This window comes from Schwartzia succinivorans DSM 10502 (genome assembly GCF_900129225.1).
GTDB lineage: Bacteria > Bacillota > Negativicutes > Selenomonadales > Selenomonadaceae > Schwartzia > Schwartzia succinivorans.
Genome location: NZ_FQUG01000003.1, coordinates 157,575 through 174,821 on the forward strand (window position 1 = coordinate 157,575; position 17,247 = coordinate 174,821).

Here is a 17,247-nt window from a genome sequence, read left to right on the forward strand (position 1 = left end):
ATGAATACTTTGGTTGCGGTGGCTATTGCTCCGTGCGGAACAGGAGAAGAGCTTTCGGCGGAGGTTGCGGAGGTCATACGTGTTATACGTGCATCGGGGCTGCCTAACAGAACAAATTCCATGTTCACTGAAATAGAAGGTGAGTGGGATGAGGTCATGCGTGTCGTAAAGGATGCGACGATGGTGCTGGCAGAAAAAGGAATACGCACGGAGGTTGTGCTGAAGGCAGATATACGGCCGGGCTACACGGATATGATGCACGGGAAAACGAAAAAGGTAGAGGATATTCTGGCAAAGGGGACGGAAAAATGAGCATAAGGGAAAATCTGGATATATCCTCATATCTTGTAGTAGGGCCTGAGAATACGCTTGGACGTCCTGTGAAGTCTATAGTTAGTGCAGCGGTTGATGCGGGCTTTACCTGTGTGCAGATACGCTCAAAAACAGCATCGGCGCGTGAGATGATAGAGCTTACAGGGGAAGCTGCAGATGTGATTGCAAAAGCAGGGAAATCTGAAACTGTTGCTCTTCTTGTGGACGACAGACTTGATGTGGTGCTTGCAGCGCGAAAGCTTGGGATAAAGGTGGACGGCGTGCATGTTGGACAGTCGGATATACCTCCTGAAATATGCCGCGAGTATCTGGGAGAGGATGCAATAGTCGGACTATCCGCACGGTCAAATGAGCTTTTGGAATACGTTGCCAATGCGGATGTTTCTCCAATTGATTATTTCGGTGCCGGGCCGCTTCATGATACCGAAACAAAAAAGGACCTCACTCGAGGTGAGGATGGAAATATTATTCTCCGCACCTTTGACGAGCTTAAAAAGCTTGCAAAAATTTCTCCTGTGCCCGTGGTTGTGGGCGGCGGAGTCAAAGCCAATGACCTGCCGGCATTGAAGGATACCGGAGTTGGCGGATTTTTTGTTGTGTCTGCGGTTGCAGGGGCAGAGAATCCAAGGGCTGCGGCTGAGGAGCTTAGAAGCCTTTGGGTGAAATAAATAGGACAGGGAAAAGCCCATGCCGTTGACGGCATGGGCTTTTTTGCATAGTCTGAGGCTTATTGTTTTACAGCTTTTGCGATTTTCTGTGCTGCGGCTGTCAGCTCGGCTTCCGTGTGAGTCGCCATAATGGCGGCGCGAAGGCGGGCTGTGCCCTTGGCGACTGTCGGGTAGCGTATGGCGGTGAGAAAAATGCCGTCATCGTATAGTGCCTGAGCAGCCTTCAGTGCGGCTCCCTCATCCCCAATGATGATAGGGACAATCGCGGAGCTGCTTTCGGTTGTGATACCGTTTTCTGCCAGAGCTTTTATAAAGACCTTGGTGTTTCTTTGGAGTTGAGCGACACGCTCGGGCTCATCCTCAATGATATGAAGCGCTTCATCTGCGGCAACAAGGGCGGCAGGGCCAAGGCTTGTAGAAAAAATGAAGCTTCTTGCGGTGTTTCTTAGATACTCAATCAGCAGATTATCTCCGCACACGAAGCCGCCTTCACTGGCAAGGGATTTGCTCATCGTTCCCATAAGAATGTCAGGGTGCGCGTTGCTGCCGTAATACTCCACAATACCATGTCCCGTTTTGCCTATGACACCTGTGGCGTGGGCTTCATCGACCATGGAAAGCAAATTGTATTTTTTTGAAAGACTGATAATCTCCGGAAGGTTTGCAACATCACCGTCCATGCTGAACACGGCATCGCTTACAATCACTCCAAAGGGGGCAGAGACTGCTTTCAGCTTTTCCTCCAAATCCTTCATGTCGTTGTGCTTATACACTACAGTACGTGCATGACCAAGACGGCATCCGTCGATTATGCTGGCATGATTCAGTTCGTCGCTGAATATAACAGCTCCTGATTTTCCCAGTGCCGAAAGAATTCCCACATTTGCCATATATCCCGTATTGAAAAGAATAGCTGCCTCAGTACCTTTAAAAGCCGCCAGGTCGCGCTCAAGCTTTTCATGGAGAGGGAGAGTTCCTGTAGTAAGCCTGGAACCTCCGCTTCCAACTCCGTATTCTCTTACGGCTTCAATGGCAGCCTCTTTGACACGCGGTTCATCAGAGAGACCGAGATAGCTGTTTGATGCCAAAAGCAGCAGCTGTTTTCCTTCGGAACGGACGTGAGCTGTTTGGGCGGTGTCAATCACGCGGGTGGTACGGTACAGATTGGCGGCTTTTCGCTGTGAGATATCCTTTCGTATTGCTTCCCACGGGTCGGAGACTTTTGGGGAGCAGGGAGATAAAGGCGCATTCTTTACTAGAACCTTCTGCTTTTCAAGGTATTTTATTGTTTCCTTTGCATCTTCACTGCTTCCACGGAAAAGAAAGATTCTTCCTCCATCCGGGCAGCCCTTTTCCTTGAGCTTTGTAATCCGGACATATCCTATAGCTTCAGCGGCAACATAGCCTGTCACGTAATCAGGATCGTCGGACATGCATATCTCTGCTATGATGTGCGGCGCGGAAATAACCTTGCTGGCAAGTACGATGGCCTCCTGAAAATGATTTTTATCATTGCAGACAGAACGTTCGGGGCTGTGCTCCGCGTCCATATACGTCGCACGTATTCCGCGCTCAGTGTCAGGCTCCATGCGTTCAAGGGTATCTGCATTCAGGAGCATGGCACCGCGCATGTCGTATGTCTCTGAGAATCTTGAAAGAATTTCACGTCCGTTTTTGATACCGAGCTTATCCAGAAGCTCCAGTATTACTGCGCGTCCTTCTTCGGCAGTTTTGACATCACGGGTTGTAAAAGGGAGTGCCTCTACATACGAAAGCTCACCTGGGCGGATTTCTTCGATTTTCAAATTGATAAAATCAGCAGAGCCCTTTGAATGGCAAAGAGCGCGTTCTATAAGAGCCGAGGCATTATCGTGGATTTCCTTTTGGGCCAAAATTTTTTCTGCACCGGAAACATGGACAGGTTTTCCGTTCTCATTACGGCTGGCACGCATTTTCATACTGTATAAGGTCAATTAACTCATCTCCAATTTTTCTTAATTTTAGCATTGGACAGCAATTTGTCAACCTGTGTTTTAAATATGGTTAACAAACGCGACATTGTTTCATCATGCTGTAAACAAAATTTGATTGCTCTCTTATTGTAGTGAATGTCCTGCTTTGATATTATTTAGTCAGATGAATAAAGAGGAGGATTATACTATGTCATTTAAGTTTGCACATAATAATTTCAATGTAGTGGATTTGGAAAAGAGCATGAAGTTTTATGAGGAGGCGCTGGGCTTTAAAGAAGCACACCGTCTGGAGGGGCCGGGGTTTACACTGGTCTATCTTTCTGACGGAGGAAAGACACCGCATGAGCTGGAGCTTACATGGCTTCATGACCGTAAAGAGCCGTATAACCTCGGAGAAAACGAATTTCATCTCGCGGTTTACGCAGATGATTTCGAAGCAGCTCATAAAAAGCATAAAGAGATGGGCTGTATCTGTTATGAAAATGAGGCAATGGGCATATATTTTATAAGCGACCCGGATAATTACTGGATTGAAATTCTTCCAGAAAAGAAATAAATCAACATCATAAATGCAAGGGAAATTCAAAAGGCAGCTCAGGCTGCCTTTTTTGTGTATTATTTGGCAAAAAATGATAAAATTATGTTGAAGATTAAAATGGCAGGAGGCGGAAAAATGGACAGAAGAACTGCAATAAAGGTTATAGGAGGCAGCGTCCTGGGTATTGCAGGATTGGGAGCACTTGCCACAAGAGAGGATATAATCCGTTGGCTGGATGCAGATAAGGCAGCTATGGAGTCGGGTGAGACGAAGGCAGGCAAGGTTTCTACGCGTTTTTATAAGCCTCTTGAACGCGAGCTGTCTGTTCTTGGATTTGGCTGTATGCGCTTTCCTATGAAAAACGGTGAAATAGACTACGAGCTTACGGATAAGATGGTGGACTATGCGTATCGGCATGGCGTTAACTATTATGATACGGCGTATTTCTATCATGGAGGGAAATCTGAGGAAACAATCGGGCGGATTCTGAAAAAATATCCCCGTGAGAGTTTTTGTCTCACAGACAAGATGCCGACATCAATGATTGATGATCCGGATGATATTCCTGAAATTTTTGAAGAACAGCTTAGACGCTGCGGTGTGGAGTATTTTGACAATTATCTTCTGCACTCGCTTTCAAGCATGGAAAAATTTGAGCGGATTTATCTCGCGGGAGGCGGTCTTGATTTTCTTCGGGAGCAGAAGGAAAACGGGCGTATCCGTTCTCTTGGCTTTTCCTTCCATGGCGACGTGCCGTTTTTCAATTATCTGATGGATAATTTTACATGGGACTGCACCATGATACAGCTTAATTATCTTGACTGGAACGAAGCGAATGAGAGCCCGAACGGCAGCCGTCAGGCGGGAAGCCTCTATCGTAAGGCGGAGGAAAAGAATGTACCGTGCTTTATCATGGAGCCTGTAAAGGGCGGAAATCTCGCGGAGCTTCCCAAGAATGCTATGGATATACTAAAAAGGCGTGAGCCGAAAAAGAGTGCCGCGTCATGGGCGCTTCGTTACGTTGGAACAAAGCCTCTCGTCGTAACAATGCTTTCGGGCATGTCGACAATTGAGCAGGTGGTGGATAACGTAAGCACAACTACGGAGTTCAAACCACTGGATGACGCTGATATGCGCGTGCTGAATCTTTCCATGGGGAAAAATGATAATACCGGAATGATACCATGCACATATTGCAGATACTGCGACCCGTGTCCGTACGGAGTTGATATAGCAGGCGTAATAAAGACGTATAATCTGTGGGCAGAACGGCTTGGGCTCACTGAGGGCGGACACGGCGGAATAAAGGAAAAGAAGGAATTCCTCATAAGATATAAAAATGCGGTAGAAAAATCGGCAAGGGCGGACCACTGCACCAGGTGTTTGAAATGTATGCCGCGCTGCCCGCAAAGCATTAACATTCCTACTGAGATTAGAAAAGTTGATGAATTTGTGCAAAAGCTGGAAAAGGATATACATAAAAAAGCAGAGGGGGCATCCGTATGAAACGTCTCGTGTGGTTCCGCATTTTGCTTGCATGGGCGGCTGTCACATGGGTGACGTTTGCGTTCTTGGGACTGTCGCGGACTTTCCCTGCAAAGCAGCAGCTGATTCCTGCACTTTTGATGGGCAATCTTCTGGCGGTTGGAATCATTTTGATAGGCACGATTCTTTTTGGAAGATTTTACTGCTCTGTTATCTGTCCTTTGGGAATATTTCAGGACGGTGTGAGTTTTATATCGGAAAAAATCCGAAGGAAGAAGAACAGCTTCCGATATAGAAAGGAATTACGCGTATTGCGTTATGCAGTGCTCGTGCTATTTGCCGGAGGACTGTTCAGCGGTATAGGTGTCATCCCGATACTCCTTGACCCGTATGGAAACTACGGGCGCATGGTGTCGAATCTCCTTGCGCCTGTGTGGAGGCAGTCGGTAAACTTTACGGCTGATATAGTATCCGATTCCTGGCTGATTGAAAAATATGACATTCTTCCACAGACGGAAGCGGCGATGATTTTTGCATCGGTGTACCTTTTGTGCATCCTTGCGGCAGCATGGTTTGGCGGACGTATATACTGCAATACCATTTGTCCTGTCGGTACTATTCTTGGCACACTCAGCCGCTTTTCACTCCTTCATCCATATATTCGTGAGGATGCCTGTGTTAAATGCGGAAAATGCGAAAAAAACTGCCGTTCATCATGTATTGATATAAAGACAGGCAGCATAGACACAAGCCGATGCGTTGACTGTATGAACTGTATTGCGGTTTGCCCGACAGGGGCAATGACCTTTGGACGTCAGCAAAAAGAAAAGGTATCTGCGGAAGCAGCGGAGACAAGAAAAACGGCACAGCCGTTGAGCAGACGTGAGTTTCTGGGAACGGGAGCAGCAGCCATAGGGGCGGCGGCTGCAGTAATTACTGCGAAAACACGCACGGTGGAATCTGCAGCAGCCGGAGCAAAAAAGATTGTAATGCCGCCAGGGGCCGATACCAGAGAAAAACTCATGAATTTATGCACTGCATGTGGACTTTGTATAGACCGCTGCAAGGGAGGAGTTCTTCGTCCTGCAAATCTTGAATACGGAATCGGGGGGATTTTCCTGCCGAAGATGGATTTCAAAAGCGGCTTCTGCGACTATAACTGCAGTCAGTGCGGAAAGGTATGTCCTACAGGCGCCATTACAAAGCTGCCATTTAAGAAAAAACGCTCGACTGTCATAGGAAAAGCAGTTTATCATCATTTTAACTGCCTCATCATGAAAGAGAATATTATCTGCGGCAACTGCGCGCTTCATTGTCCGACAAAGGCAGTCACCATGACGGAGGATTTTCATGGGAAGAAGCTTCCTAAGGTAAATAAAGACCTATGCATAGGCTGCGGTGCCTGCGAGTATCATTGTCCCGCGGAACCGAAGGCAATAGAAGTCAACGGATTAAGCAAACAGGATAAACTGAAGGAAAAAGAAAAACCGAAAAAATAATCTTCCTTGAAAATGAAAACGGACGGGGTGATATAGAATGATTTTGTTTGTAAGTGCCTGTGTGCGCAGTGAGTCCAGAACAAAAACGCTTGCTGATGCGCTGATTAAGAAGCTCGCGGATGAATGCGAGGAGCTTAAACTGGAAGATGTCAGCTTTCCGAAGACAGACGAAGCTTTTCTGAGCAAAAGAGACAGCCTGATAGAAGCACGGAATTTTGATGATGAAGCATTTGCACCGGCAAGGCAGTTTGCGGAGGCAAAAACAATAGTCATAGCAGCACCGTATTGGGATTTGTCTTTCCCTGCAATGCTCAAGCAGTATATCGAGCATATAAATGTTTTAGGAGTTACCTTTGAGTACACACCCGAGGGAATACCGAAGGGGCTGTGCAAAGCGGATAAGCTTTATTACGTCACCACAGCCGGAGGAAACTACGTCCCCGATGATTTCGGCTTTGGATATATAAAAGCTCTGGCACAGAATTTCTACGGCATCAAAGATGTCAAGCTCATTAAAGCATCAGGGCTTGATATATATGGAGCCAATACCAAAGCAATAATGAAAGAGGCTGTTGAAGGCATTACTTTGTAAAAATCACACTTTTTTATATAATTACGTGCCAAAATCACATAATTGTATAAAAATGATTTTTTTGAGCGTACTGTAAAAATAAAATAGTTGACGTCATAACATGTGTATGGTAATATACTTGAGTGAGTTTATTGAAGTTAGAAGCCACCCGGTCTTCTACACCTGCCGATGAGCGCATCGTTCGGGTTCGATATTGGGATTTATTAGGGTGGCTTCGTGCCACTCTTTTTTGTTTTGTGTTGTTGATTAATGTATTCGGAGGTGTGTTCCAATTAGTAAAGAAAGTTTGAGAATCAATGAGGAAATCCACGTTAGAGAAGTTCGCGTGACGGGAGCAGATAATGAACAGCTCGGCATCATGCCTACTAAAGATGCTTTGCACATGGCGATGGAGCAGCATTTGGATCTCGTGGAGGTTGCTCCGAAGGCTAAGCCTCCGGTATGCCGCATCATGGATTTCGGCAAGTACAGATATGAACAACAGAAACGGGAAAAAGAAGCCAAGAAGAAGCAGAAGGTCATCACGATCAAGGAAGTTAAGCTTCGTCCCAATATCGAGCAGCATGATTTTGAAGTCAAGTTAAAGAATGCTCTGCGCTTTGTTCAGGAGGGCAATAAGGTCAAGGTAACGATTATGTTCCGCGGCCGTGAGATGTCCCATCAGGAACTTGGCCGTGAGCTCCTGCACCGTGTTGCTGAGCAGCTGAAGGATTTGGTTGCAATCGAGCGCGATGCAAAACTTGAAGGTAAAAATATGATTATGATTTTAGCGCCGAAGGCTCCTGCAAAGGCCCCGAAGGCAAAGGCTAAAGAACCAAGAGGAGGAGAACAGTAATGCCAAAGATGAAGACACGCAGAGCTGCTGCAAAACGTTTTACTGTCACCGGTTCCGGTGAGTTCAAACGCAACAAGGCGTTCAAGCGCCATATCCTGGAGAAGAAGTCTCCGAAGCGTAAACGCAATATGCGCAAGGCAGCTCTTATCACAGCAGCTGATCATGAGCGCGTAAAACGTATGCTTCCGTATGCATAATCTGAATTTGTAGTTTTAGGAGGAAATAGACATGCCAAGAGTTAAAACAGGCGTGACGGCACATAGACGCCATAAAAAGATTCTTAAATTAGCAAAAGGCTACAGAGGCGCTCGCAGCAAGCAGTTCAAAAAAGCTAACGAGCTCGTCATGAAGGCTCTGTACTACGCTCGTCGTGACCGTCGTGCGAAGAAGGGTAACTTCCGTCGTCTATGGATTGCTCGTATCAATGCTGCTGCACGTCTTAACGATATCACGTACAGCCGCCTTATCTGCGGTCTTACAAAGGCCGGCGTTGAGGTCAACCGTAAGATGCTTGCAGACCTCGCTGTCAGCGATGCAGCTGCTTTCGCAAAGCTCGCTGCTGTTGCAAAAGAAAATCTGTAATATTGATTTTGGAAAGCTCCCTTGATGAGGGAGCTTTTTTGTGTGCAAATTAAAATTTTGGCAGTAAACGGTATGCGTGAATATATGCTTTTTGAGCATATATTCCGATGAAAAATAGGTATTAGACAATCTTGCATAATTTATTTTATACTTTGGACAAGGTCAAAAGATGGCTTTGTCCATTTTTGTTGTGAGGTGATTGAAATAGTAATGGATGGATTGTCTGCGCTTCTGGAGAAAGCAGGTTTTTCTGAAGCCGATGTCAGGCACTATTTGGAGTTGTCAAGGAACTCCGGGACTGAGGCGGCGCGGATGAGGATGCTTCACGGGCAGCGTGGACGGATTATTGACGAGCTGCACAGACGGCAGCAGGTATTGGATCAGGTTGATTATTTGATATGGCAGACTGAAAAGGAAAACGGTAATGTAAAGAAAGGAAGGAAAAGAATATGAAAAACTGGACAAAGAAAATGAAGATGGCAATGATGGCAGGTGCTTTTGCGGTAGGGCTTACGACCTTCGGAGCTTCTGCTGATGCGGCAGCAGCTGCGGAGGGATATCCTGCGGTAGAGGAAGTACGTGCTGAGCTTGGAAAAGAAGCAGGAACGATTTTTGAAATCGGTAATCCGAATGTCAACTATGATAAGTATTTCACCGGAAAGACTTTCCTGGCGCCCCTTGCAAACGACAAGATTGGTGTTGCAAATGTGACGTTCACGAAGGGAACAATCAATCATTGGCACATCCATCATGGTACATGCCAGATTCTCGTTGGTGAGTCCGGCCGCGGCTATTACCAGATTTGGGGCGAGGAGCCGAAAGAAATTCTTCCGGGAACGGTTGTGACGATTCCGGAGGGAACGAAGCATTGGCATGGTGCAGGCCCGAACAATATGATGCAGCATCTTTCCATCATGATGAACGGCGAGGGTGTTTCTACGGAGTGGCTGGAGCCTGTAAGTGACACAGAGCTGGCGAAACTGAAATAAGGTGATTTGATGAATCGGCGGGAGTTTTTGAAGATAAGCGGTATGGGTGCGCTGACGCTCTTTTTGAGCGGCTGCGGCCTGGCTGCTGCAACTGTGGAAAAGAAAGCTGTGGTGCCTGAAAAGGGCAGTATATCAGGAGGAAAGCAAATGAAGATTGTGGTAGTTACATCAAGTCCGCATCCGAAAAACGAGTCCACATCTATTTATCTCGCAGAACGGTTCATGGATGGCGCCAAGAGTGCGGGCCATGATGTGTTTGTCTTTGATGCAGCAAATGAGGAAACGCATCCTTGCCGGGGCTGTGATAAATGTGGTATGGATGGCCCGTGCGTTTTCAAGGATGCAATTGAGACGAAGCTGATGCCGAAGATGCTGGAAGCGGATATGCTGGTGCTTACTACTCCGCTTTATTATTACGGTATGTCGGCACAGCTCAAAACTGTGGTAGATCGTTTTTATTCGCGTACAGGAAAGCTGACAGGGAAGAAGTCAATGCTTATTGCTACGGCATATAACAGCGCGGACTGGACTTTTGAAGCACTGGCGGCTCATTATAATACGTTGTTGCGTTATATGAACTGGACAGATGCAGGACAGGTACTGGGAGTCGGCTGCGGTTCGCGTTCTTTGGTTGAGAGCTCTGAGTTTGGTGCAATGGCACAAAAGATTGGCGCAAATTTGTAAGGGAGTGCATGGTCGTGGATTTAAAGGAGCTTAAGGAAAAAAGTGTGTTTCCAATAGGTGGAGAAAATACGCAGTATGCACAGTTTTTTGACGGTACAAGCTATTTGAATATGCTTTCCCTGGAGCAGGTCGTTGTCGGCAATGTGTCCTTTGAGCCGGGATGCCGTAATCATTGGCATATTCACCATGCCAAAAAAGGTGGAGGGCAGATGCTTCTTGTTACAGCAGGACGCGGCTGGTATCAGGAATGGGGAAAGCCTGCACAGGCGCTGAAGGCCGGAGATATTGTACATATTCCGGCAGAGGTTAAGCATTGGCATGGCGCGGCAAAGGACTCCGCTTTCCAGCATCTGGCAATAGAGGTACCCGGAGAAGGTACATCGAATGAATGGTGTGAACCGGTTGACGCAGCCGCGTATGAGGCATTGATATGAAACGACGTGATTTTTTAAGGTTAACAGGAGCTGCGGCAGCAGCGGCATTATTTGGCCGGGTTTCGTCTGTGTCGGCAGCAAATACAGATTTTGTTAAGGGAAGACGGGTGGATTTTCACTCTCATGCTATTCTGCCTCCTTATTCTGAGGGGCTTAAGCGTCTTGGAATAGACGCAGCAGCGGAAGAGGGCTTTTTTGTGACTGCAGAGCATGATGCACCAAATATAATCCATACAATGGAAATTTATAGAGATGCAGATGCATATAAGAAATACGTTGAGTCCTCTGAGTATAAGGCTTTTCTGCCTAAGCTCTCGTCGATTTTTATTTCTGCACATGAAGTAGAAAATCGTCCGGCACATATTGTTTTGAGTACAAAAGGTTTTCAATGAGATATAGTAGGGAACGGTATATGAACGCGAAAAAATGGATTGCCGGGGCACTGGCAGCGGGTATGCTTTTGACAACAAATTTGATGATTACGGAGGCAGCGGAAATGACGGAAAAGAAGGAAGCAGTCAAGGTAGTGCAGACGGCGGGCCGCGATAAGCTTGGAGATTTTGCACCTGATTTTGCAAGGTACAACGACGATATTCTTTTTGGCGAGGTTTGGTCAAAAAATGATGTGCTTTCACTGCATGACAGGAGCATTGTGACTGTATCCGCTCTTGTGGCTTCAGGTGTTATTGACAGTTCGCTTAAATATCATATTGAATCAGCAAAGAAAAACGGTGTAACGAAGGATGAGATGGCTGAGATAATAACGCAGCTTGGTTTTTATGCCGGATGGCCGAAAGCATGGGCTGCCTTCAATATGGCAAAGGAAGTATATGCGGCTCCTTGATGAAGGTACTGCTGAATCGGTAAGGTTGGCTTTTCTGTCTGTATTTTATAAAATAAGTTATATGAACCGGGGGGAAGGTTTCCTTTTTGGATTGGTTGTGAAATTTTTCCAATCCTTTTCTTTGAAAAACTGCTCGATTTCATCGGCCTTTTGGTCTGCTGATTTCTGGAACAAACGCAGTGCCTCAAGATAATCAGCAGCGGAGCCGCAGTATTTGAGACCTGTTTTTGTATCAAGTACATGTCCTGACTCGCTGGAAGAAAGCAGCCATTCAGGCAGTGAGTCCCCGCTTTCAAAGTTAAATGTGCATGCGCCTGTAAGACTTACTTTTTCGTGTGGCAGGTATTTAACAAGCATTTCCTCAAGGTCATGACCTGTTACGGGCTTTGTGAGATAGTCGTTAAAGCCTCTGTCGAGATACCACTCTCTCGCGCCTGAAACTGCGTTGGCGGTAAGACATATCACAGGGGTTTGCCTGTTTTTACCGTCTTACTGTGCACGTATGGCTGCCAGCGTTTCAACACCGTCCATGCCGGGCATTCTGTGGTCGAGGAAAATTACGTCGTAGACGTTCTTATTGGTCAGAGCCAGTGCTTCCTGACCGCTTTCGGCTTCATCCAGGTTTACCTGTGTCGCTTTCAAAAGTCCTTTTATTACTGTGAGGTTCCTGTTTAATGCGTATTTCGTCACCGTACAGCAATGTGGGAAGCTCCGACGATGCTTCGACTGAAAGAGTGAGCCCTTTTTTCTCAGCTCTGAGTCGTATCATATTGGTAAGGTCGTTTAATACAGAGCTCAATGCGTATTCAACGGGGATTATTTCCAGTTTTCCTGCCTCGATTTTTGAGAAATCAAGTATGTCATTGACGAGACTTAAAAGACTTGTGCCGGCTGTGCGTATGTTTTCTGCGTATTCCCTGATAGCAGGATTGTCGGTTTCGCGCAGAATCATTTCGTCCATGCCCATGATGGCATTTATCGGAGTGCGGATTTCATGGGACATGTTTGACAGGAAGTTGGATTTTGCGGCGTTTGCCGTCTGAGCTTTGATGGTTTCTTCTTCAAGCTCCATGGTTGCAGTGTCGACGAATGCGGCAAGGCGGTCTGCCAAAGGCACGAAATGAGCCTGCCCGACTGAGGCCTTCAAAGGACAGTCGGTGGGTTCTGCTATTTTTGCTGTGCCTTCACGCATGCCGACAGCAATAAGTGTGCTGTTCATTACGCCGCCATAGCCGTTAAAATGATAAAGCTCTCCGTTACCGCCGAAGACTGCTGTATGGCTAAAACGTTCATACATAGCTATTTCGTAGCGTGCATGCTCCTTTAGGAAAAGTGTACGGTTGGCACAGGGAATCAGATGGACAAACTCAGGCCCGAACAGTCGCATGTCTTCACTGGCAAGCCATGTATTATAAAGGATATTGGAGGAATTGCCGTAGGTCAGTTTGAAGCTGTCTCCCTTCTTGATATGACCAGTAAAGTAAAGACGGTTATTGCTGTCGTGCATTGGCGAAATCTTCGGAATCAGACGGTCACCGCGCTTTAGAACCAGTGGGAATTCGCAGATATTAAAAAGAAAATATTCGTCAGGAAGTACCTGCAGGTACTTGTGGTAGATTTCAGTTGCAGGCATATCATTGATTGTTGAGACGATAAACTCGTCCTCGGTATCGTTTACTGTCAGCTCCCGGCCGAGAGTTTTCCAGCCGAAAACCGCATCCGCTCTGACGTGCAGGTCGTCTCCGGAATAGAGGACAAGAACCAGCCCGATTTCCTGTACAGTTTGATTCATTATGAAAAGGTTGCCGATTCCTACAGCCATTTCCTTAAAGAAATTACGGCAGGATTTGTCATCGTACCTTTCGAAATCAGTAGTCTGCATCTCTGAACCGAAAAATGGAATATTCTCATTGCCCTTGGAGGCTTCTTCAAGAAAATCCTCTATTTCAACTGAGCTGCCGCCATGATAGACTTCAATTCCTTTTATGTCACTGCGGGAGGAAAGCTCAGCAGAAAGCTGTTTTCCAAGTGCCCTTAAATCTTCATTTGCACCGTATTCACGCACTTCGACTTGTGCGTTTTCAAAAAAGCATGTGTCAATCTGTATGGATTTTTCTTTTCCTTTTTTTGCCGCGCAGCTCCACTGCAGAAAGGCCGACTATATTTGCGTCCGGAAGGGCAGCATGCATTTTTTCGAGAATATCTTCTGCTTCACTGCGTGTCAGCATATTTGTTTTTACATGCAGAAGAACGCTTGATGCTGTGGAATATTCATCAGAGGTTTTAATTTTTGCAAGAATATCTTTGAATTCGTTTTCATTTTTTGTTGAGTATGCAGCCTGTTTCACGATACCGCCTCACGTTAATATAAGCTGATTTTTACTATAATTATAACGCTATTTGGGATTAAGGCGTTATAATATAATATAAAAAATTAAATGGCAGGATAGAAACTTATGGAAAAAATCGAAAGTATGTCAAATGCCAAAATAAAACATGCGGCATCACTTCATTTGAAAAAGAACAGGGAAAAAACAGGGGAATTTGTTGCTGAGGGAATCCGTCTTGCGGAGATGGCGGCTCAGTCTGCTTGGAGCTGTGTGTTTGCTTTTGTTACGGAAGAGGCAGCTTCGAAGGATAGAGTGAAGAAGATTTTGGAAACTCTCGAAGGAAAGGGCAGCCCTGTGTACGTGGTGTCTGATAAGCTCTACAGGAAGGCGGCAGCGACAGAGGAACCGCAGGGGCTGCTTTTGGTTATGCGTAGGGAAAAGGCAGAACTTGATAGCGTCAATTGCGGAAAATCATTTTTGGTTGTTCTTGACGGAGTACAGGACCCGGGGAACGCAGGAACGATTCTACGGACGGCGGATGCAGTTGGAGCTGATGCTGTCGTTGCGCTGCAGGGAAGCGTTGATCTTTTCTCGGATAAAACCGTCCGTTCTGCAATGGGCTCGCATTTTCATCTTCCTGTTATCGACGGAATCAAGCGGGAGGATTTTCTGAAGTATGCGGAAGAAAATAAGATACGCTGTTTTGTAACAGCTCTTGATGAAAAAGCTCAGCCGCATTTTAATGCAGACTATAAGGGAGCCTGTGCGATTGTTTTCGGAAATGAGGGAAACGGTGCATCAAAGGAGCTTCTGGATTCTGCGGAGCACGTTTATATACCCATGCGTGGGCAGGCTGAGTCGTTAAATGTCGCATCAGCGGCGGCTGTTGTGCTTTATGAAGCATTTCGCCAGAGGTATCAGAGTGAGGCCTCGTCCCATACAAAATAAAGGCCAAGACTTCCTTCGGAAAAACTCAGACGGCAGCCGTCTGAATCATCGGCAAGCCGATTGCTGACTGTGAGAGTGCGGTCTTGTGATATGGAAGTGTTATCAAGAGGCCAGCGGACTCCTGAAAATGAAACGCCGCGTACCATAGGTGAGAGAGGGAGCAGCGAAACTGCCTTCGGTCTTTTTAGGCAGTGTGCTTCTACGGAGGAAGAGCCGTTAAGAAGGATAAGACATTCTTTTTCATCGGCTAGACAGCCTGACAGACCTGAGCTTAAAAGAGAATACATGGTGGTGAAGGCATGGTCGAAGCGGCCGCCGAAGCCGCCTGTCAGAATGATAAAAGCTGATGGATTGTCCGCTTTTATTTTTTTCAGGGCAAGGTCTGTGTCAGTGTAATCCTTTTCAGAAGGGAAGCGTTCGACAGGAATACAGATGGAAAGGGCTTTTTTCCATGCTTCGGGGGAAGCACTGTCTCCGTCGCCAATCAGCTGCTCAGGTACGAGTCCGGCCGCAAAAAAGCTTTCGAGCCCACGGTCTATTGCCCAGAGAGTACGATGCTCAGCGGCACGGCGAAGCCATGTTTTTTCAGGTGGGCGGCCTCCTGCGGCAAGAAGAAATTCTTTTCCTTCAGGCGCGGATAATGAAAATTGTATCTGCGGCAGCGATACTGAATTTTTATTTGCTTCGTTTTCCATGTTATCTGCTTCCTTCATAGTGTTTTCTTCATTGTACAATCATAGGTCATGAAACGCAAAGAGGAATGTTTTGCCTATAGCAAAACTTGAACAATTGCATTATAATAAACACAATATATGAAAATGCAGGTAAATTCATAAATTTAAAGGGGGCAGTTTTTATGCTGACGTACACGTATTACGGTCATTCCTGTGTTTTGCTTGATGACGGAAAATATAAAGTACTTACGGATCCGTTTCTCACGGGTAATCCGAAGGCGGCAATAAAGGCTGAGGACGTCGAATGTGACTATATTCTTGTGTCTCATGCGCATGCTGATCATCTTGGGGATGCACCGGAAATTGCGGCACGTACCGGAGCAACTATAGTCGCGATTCCTGAGGTAATCGGAGTATGTCAGGAGAAGGCCGGGAATATAAAGGCTCATGGAATGAATCTTGGCGGCTCCGTTAAGCTCCCTTTTGGCAAGGTTCGCATGACTCTTGCTTTGCACAGCTCCGGGGTTGCAGGCGGTACAGCTTGCGGCTTTGTTATTCAGATTGGCGGTCAGACTGTTTATTTCGCCGGGGATACTGCTCTGTTCGGTGATATGAAGCTCATCGGACGTAAGGATTCAATAGATTACGCGCTTCTTCCGATTGGCGATAATTATACGATGGGAATGGAGGATTCTGCCAAGGCCGCGCAGTGGCTTAATGCAGTTAATGTCATTCCTATTCATTACAATACATGGCCGGTCATAGAACAGGATGCCGTACAGTATAAGCTCATGACTGAGGAGACGACGCGCGCGACTGTTCATATCGTTGAGCCGGGGCAGTCAATAGAGCTTAAATGACTGAATTCAAAAGGGAAAGGCTGATTGCTGTTCTCGGTCCTACGGCGTCGGGTAAGACGGCTCTTTCAGTTGCGCTCGCCAAAAGACTTGGGACGGAGATTATTTCAGGTGATTCCATGCTGGTCTATCGGGGCTTTGATATCGGCAGTGCAAAGCCGGATGAGGCAGAACGATGCGGCATAAGGCATTGGCTTTTGGATATTCTGCCGCCTGATGCAGAGTTCAATGTGACAGATTTTCAGACGGAAGCATCAAAAATAATTACCGGGCTTAATGAGAAGGGGCTTATCCCTGTGCTCGCGGGAGGAACCGGGCTGTATGCCAAGGCGCTTCTTGAGGGCTATGATTTCAATTCATTTTCAGGTGATGATGAGTACAGGGTGTCGTTGGAAAGACTGGCTGAGGAGCATGGAAAGGAATACGTTCATGCAATGCTTGAAAAGGTAGATCCTGAAACTGCGGCACGTCTTCATGTAAATGATTTCCGCCGTGTGGTACGTGCTCTTGAGGTCTGGCATTTGGGCAGGGAAAAGATTTCTCAAAAGAAAGAGGAAGGACGTCTTCTTTATGATGCTTTTGTGATTGGGCTTCGTTGGGAGCGTGCTGTTCTTTATGAGAGGATAAACCGCCGTGTTGACCTTATGATGGAGCAGGGCCTTGTAAATGAGGTCAGGCAGCTCATGGCTGCGGGAGTTTCGAGAACGTCACAGGCAATGAAGGGAATCGGTTATAAGGAGACTGCGGCGTATCTTGACGGAGAATGCAGTCTTGATGAAGCGGTATATGAAATAAAAAAGGCGACTCGTCATTTTGCAAAGCGTCAGCTGACGTGGTATCGTAAAATGCCGTATATTCATTGGTTTGAAGCGGACAGAAAGACTACTGAGGAGCTTTTGCAGGAAATTTTACCGAAAATAGAGGAATTTTTCGCGGAAAAGCGAATAATATTAAATATGAATTCTTTATGAGGGGCGATTAA

24 protein-coding genes are annotated in these 17,247 nt (G+C 46.4%); 18 read left to right on the forward strand and 6 right to left on the reverse strand.

Features of this window, described 5'->3' with window-relative positions; genetic code table 11:
* Positions 1-312, forward strand: coding sequence for a thiamine-binding protein (locus BUA83_RS03630; protein ID WP_072934839.1), 312 nt, complete (start codon positions 1-3; stop codon positions 310-312).
* Positions 309-1,001, forward strand: a complete 693-nt coding sequence (locus BUA83_RS03635; RefSeq protein WP_072934840.1) for a thiamine phosphate synthase — start codon at positions 309-311, stop codon at positions 999-1,001. The genes BUA83_RS03630 and BUA83_RS03635 overlap by 4 nt, the downstream gene beginning before the upstream one ends.
* Before the next feature lie 59 nt (positions 1,002-1,060).
* Here BUA83_RS03635 and bioF read toward each other — a convergent pair whose 3' ends face one another.
* Entirely contained in the window at positions 1,061-2,974 is a 1,914-nt protein-coding gene (gene bioF / locus BUA83_RS03640; RefSeq protein ID WP_072934841.1) for an 8-amino-7-oxononanoate synthase, read from the reverse strand.
* 187 nt (positions 2,975-3,161) lie between these two features.
* Between bioF and BUA83_RS03645 the strand changes: the two genes are divergently transcribed.
* From BUA83_RS03645 to BUA83_RS03705, 13 genes are all read left to right on the forward strand, one after another.
* On the forward strand, positions 3,162-3,530 hold the full coding sequence (locus BUA83_RS03645) for a VOC family protein (RefSeq protein WP_072934842.1): 369 nt from the start codon (positions 3,162-3,164) through the stop codon (positions 3,528-3,530).
* A 117-nt stretch (positions 3,531-3,647) separates the two neighbouring features.
* The gene (locus BUA83_RS03650) at positions 3,648-5,018 is read left to right on the forward strand and encodes an aldo/keto reductase (RefSeq protein ID WP_234988233.1); all 1,371 of its coding nucleotides are present in this window, start codon (positions 3,648-3,650) and stop codon (positions 5,016-5,018) included.
* Positions 5,015-6,496: a 4Fe-4S binding protein gene (locus tag BUA83_RS03655; protein ID WP_072934843.1), complete on the forward strand. Its 1,482-nt coding sequence runs from the start codon at positions 5,015-5,017 to the stop codon at positions 6,494-6,496. The genes BUA83_RS03650 and BUA83_RS03655 overlap by 4 nt, the downstream gene beginning before the upstream one ends.
* Before the next feature lie 37 nt (positions 6,497-6,533).
* Positions 6,534-7,088 (forward strand): NAD(P)H-dependent oxidoreductase, encoded by a 555-nt coding sequence (locus tag BUA83_RS03660; protein ID WP_072934844.1) that lies wholly within the window; start codon positions 6,534-6,536, stop codon positions 7,086-7,088.
* Between the two features lie 286 nt (positions 7,089-7,374).
* Complete coding sequence (gene infC / locus BUA83_RS03665) at positions 7,375-7,923, forward strand: translation initiation factor IF-3 (RefSeq protein WP_072934845.1); 549 nt, start codon at positions 7,375-7,377, stop codon at positions 7,921-7,923.
* Positions 7,923-8,120, forward strand: a complete 198-nt coding sequence (rpmI, locus tag BUA83_RS03670) for a 50S ribosomal protein L35 (RefSeq protein WP_072934846.1) — start codon at positions 7,923-7,925, stop codon at positions 8,118-8,120. The genes infC and rpmI overlap by 1 nt, the downstream gene beginning before the upstream one ends.
* Positions 8,121-8,151: 31 nt before the next feature.
* On the forward strand, positions 8,152-8,505 hold the full coding sequence (gene rplT, locus BUA83_RS03675) for a 50S ribosomal protein L20 (protein ID WP_072934847.1): 354 nt from the start codon (positions 8,152-8,154) through the stop codon (positions 8,503-8,505).
* Positions 8,506-8,715: 210 nt separating this feature from the next.
* Complete coding sequence (locus tag BUA83_RS03680; protein ID WP_072934848.1) at positions 8,716-8,958, forward strand: hypothetical protein; 243 nt, start codon at positions 8,716-8,718, stop codon at positions 8,956-8,958.
* Positions 8,955-9,494 carry a cupin domain-containing protein gene (locus tag BUA83_RS03685; protein WP_072934849.1) on the forward strand — a complete coding sequence of 180 codons (540 nt, stop codon included), beginning with the start codon at positions 8,955-8,957 and terminating at the stop codon, positions 9,492-9,494. Before BUA83_RS03680 ends, BUA83_RS03685 begins: the two co-directional genes overlap by 4 nt.
* Before the next feature lie 9 nt (positions 9,495-9,503).
* Positions 9,504-10,178: a flavodoxin family protein gene (locus tag BUA83_RS03690; protein ID WP_094756444.1), complete on the forward strand. Its 675-nt coding sequence runs from the start codon at positions 9,504-9,506 to the stop codon at positions 10,176-10,178.
* A gap of 8 nt (positions 10,179-10,186) precedes the next feature.
* The gene (locus tag BUA83_RS03695; protein WP_407695180.1) at positions 10,187-10,612 is read left to right on the forward strand and encodes a cupin domain-containing protein; all 426 of its coding nucleotides are present in this window, start codon (positions 10,187-10,189) and stop codon (positions 10,610-10,612) included.
* Positions 10,609-11,004 carry a putative quinol monooxygenase gene (locus tag BUA83_RS03700; protein WP_072934851.1) on the forward strand — a complete coding sequence of 132 codons (396 nt, stop codon included), beginning with the start codon at positions 10,609-10,611 and terminating at the stop codon, positions 11,002-11,004. The genes BUA83_RS03695 and BUA83_RS03700 overlap by 4 nt, the downstream gene beginning before the upstream one ends.
* A gap of 20 nt (positions 11,005-11,024) precedes the next feature.
* Complete coding sequence (locus BUA83_RS03705) at positions 11,025-11,456, forward strand: carboxymuconolactone decarboxylase family protein (RefSeq protein ID WP_072934852.1); 432 nt, start codon at positions 11,025-11,027, stop codon at positions 11,454-11,456.
* 57 nt (positions 11,457-11,513) lie between these two features.
* On the opposite strand, the gene BUA83_RS03710 is transcribed toward BUA83_RS03705, so the two are convergent.
* Genes BUA83_RS03710 through BUA83_RS03725 form a run of 4 tightly spaced genes read right to left on the reverse strand, consistent with a single transcriptional unit; the run spans position 11,514 to position 13,804 of the window.
* The gene (locus BUA83_RS03710) at positions 11,514-11,921 is read right to left on the reverse strand and encodes a response regulator (RefSeq protein WP_072934853.1); all 408 of its coding nucleotides are present in this window, start codon (positions 11,919-11,921) and stop codon (positions 11,514-11,516) included.
* 24 nt (positions 11,922-11,945) lie between these two features.
* Positions 11,946-12,098 carry a response regulator gene (locus BUA83_RS12590; RefSeq protein WP_159430463.1) on the reverse strand — a complete coding sequence of 51 codons (153 nt, stop codon included), beginning with the start codon at positions 12,096-12,098 and terminating at the stop codon, positions 11,946-11,948.
* Positions 12,070-13,521 carry a histidine kinase dimerization/phospho-acceptor domain-containing protein gene (locus tag BUA83_RS03720; RefSeq protein ID WP_072934855.1) on the reverse strand — a complete coding sequence of 484 codons (1,452 nt, stop codon included), beginning with the start codon at positions 13,519-13,521 and terminating at the stop codon, positions 12,070-12,072. The genes BUA83_RS12590 and BUA83_RS03720 overlap by 29 nt, the downstream gene beginning before the upstream one ends.
* 31 nt (positions 13,522-13,552) lie before the next feature.
* A complete protein-coding gene (locus tag BUA83_RS03725) occupies positions 13,553-13,804 on the reverse strand; it encodes a hypothetical protein (protein ID WP_072934856.1) in 252 nt (83 codons plus the stop codon).
* Between the two features lie 108 nt (positions 13,805-13,912).
* On the opposite strand from BUA83_RS03725, the gene BUA83_RS03730 reads away from it, so the two are divergent.
* Positions 13,913-14,734 carry a TrmH family RNA methyltransferase gene (locus tag BUA83_RS03730; RefSeq protein WP_072934857.1) on the forward strand — a complete coding sequence of 274 codons (822 nt, stop codon included), beginning with the start codon at positions 13,913-13,915 and terminating at the stop codon, positions 14,732-14,734.
* On the opposite strand, the gene BUA83_RS03735 is transcribed toward BUA83_RS03730, so the two are convergent.
* A complete protein-coding gene (locus BUA83_RS03735) occupies positions 14,704-15,447 on the reverse strand; it encodes a thiamine diphosphokinase (RefSeq protein WP_094756446.1) in 744 nt (247 codons plus the stop codon). The genes BUA83_RS03730 and BUA83_RS03735 overlap by 31 nt on opposite strands.
* Positions 15,448-15,590: 143 nt before the next feature.
* On the opposite strand from BUA83_RS03735, the gene BUA83_RS03740 reads away from it, so the two are divergent.
* Positions 15,591-16,268 (forward strand): metal-dependent hydrolase, encoded by a 678-nt coding sequence (locus BUA83_RS03740; protein WP_072934859.1) that lies wholly within the window; start codon positions 15,591-15,593, stop codon positions 16,266-16,268.
* Positions 16,265-17,236 carry a tRNA (adenosine(37)-N6)-dimethylallyltransferase MiaA gene (gene miaA, locus BUA83_RS03745; protein ID WP_072934860.1) on the forward strand — a complete coding sequence of 324 codons (972 nt, stop codon included), beginning with the start codon at positions 16,265-16,267 and terminating at the stop codon, positions 17,234-17,236. The genes BUA83_RS03740 and miaA overlap by 4 nt, the downstream gene beginning before the upstream one ends.
* Positions 17,237-17,247 lie beyond the last annotated feature (11 nt).

Excerpts from the sequence above, each read along its gene's own strand:
- BUA83_RS03730 (WP_072934857.1), top strand. The coding sequence starts at position 13,913 with ATGGAAAAAATCGAAAGTATGTCAAATGCCAAAATAAAACATGCGGCA.
- BUA83_RS03680 (WP_072934848.1), top strand. The coding sequence starts at position 8,716 with ATGGATGGATTGTCTGCGCTTCTGGAGAAAGCAGGTTTTTCTGAAGCC.
- BUA83_RS03650 (WP_234988233.1), top strand. The coding sequence starts at position 3,648 with ATGGACAGAAGAACTGCAATAAAGGTTATAGGAGGCAGCGTCCTGGGT.
- BUA83_RS03630 (WP_072934839.1), top strand. The coding sequence starts at position 1 with ATGAATACTTTGGTTGCGGTGGCTATTGCTCCGTGCGGAACAGGAGAA.
- BUA83_RS03645 (WP_072934842.1), top strand. The coding sequence starts at position 3,162 with ATGTCATTTAAGTTTGCACATAATAATTTCAATGTAGTGGATTTGGAA.
- BUA83_RS03705 (WP_072934852.1), top strand. The coding sequence starts at position 11,025 with ATGAACGCGAAAAAATGGATTGCCGGGGCACTGGCAGCGGGTATGCTT.
- rpmI (WP_072934846.1), top strand. The coding sequence starts at position 7,923 with ATGCCAAAGATGAAGACACGCAGAGCTGCTGCAAAACGTTTTACTGTC.
- BUA83_RS03685 (WP_072934849.1), top strand. The coding sequence starts at position 8,955 with ATGAAAAACTGGACAAAGAAAATGAAGATGGCAATGATGGCAGGTGCT.
- rplT (WP_072934847.1), top strand. The coding sequence starts at position 8,152 with ATGCCAAGAGTTAAAACAGGCGTGACGGCACATAGACGCCATAAAAAG.
- BUA83_RS03635 (WP_072934840.1), top strand. The coding sequence starts at position 309 with ATGAGCATAAGGGAAAATCTGGATATATCCTCATATCTTGTAGTAGGG.
- BUA83_RS03700 (WP_072934851.1), top strand. The coding sequence starts at position 10,609 with ATGAAACGACGTGATTTTTTAAGGTTAACAGGAGCTGCGGCAGCAGCG.
- miaA (WP_072934860.1), top strand. The coding sequence starts at position 16,265 with ATGACTGAATTCAAAAGGGAAAGGCTGATTGCTGTTCTCGGTCCTACG.
- BUA83_RS03735 (WP_094756446.1), bottom strand. The coding sequence starts at position 15,447 with ATGAAGGAAGCAGATAACATGGAAAACGAAGCAAATAAAAATTCAGTA.
- BUA83_RS03660 (WP_072934844.1), top strand. The coding sequence starts at position 6,534 with ATGATTTTGTTTGTAAGTGCCTGTGTGCGCAGTGAGTCCAGAACAAAA.
- BUA83_RS03740 (WP_072934859.1), top strand. The coding sequence starts at position 15,591 with ATGCTGACGTACACGTATTACGGTCATTCCTGTGTTTTGCTTGATGAC.
- BUA83_RS03655 (WP_072934843.1), top strand. The coding sequence starts at position 5,015 with ATGAAACGTCTCGTGTGGTTCCGCATTTTGCTTGCATGGGCGGCTGTC.
- BUA83_RS03695 (WP_407695180.1), top strand. The coding sequence starts at position 10,187 with ATGGTCGTGGATTTAAAGGAGCTTAAGGAAAAAAGTGTGTTTCCAATA.
- BUA83_RS03690 (WP_094756444.1), top strand. The coding sequence starts at position 9,504 with ATGAATCGGCGGGAGTTTTTGAAGATAAGCGGTATGGGTGCGCTGACG.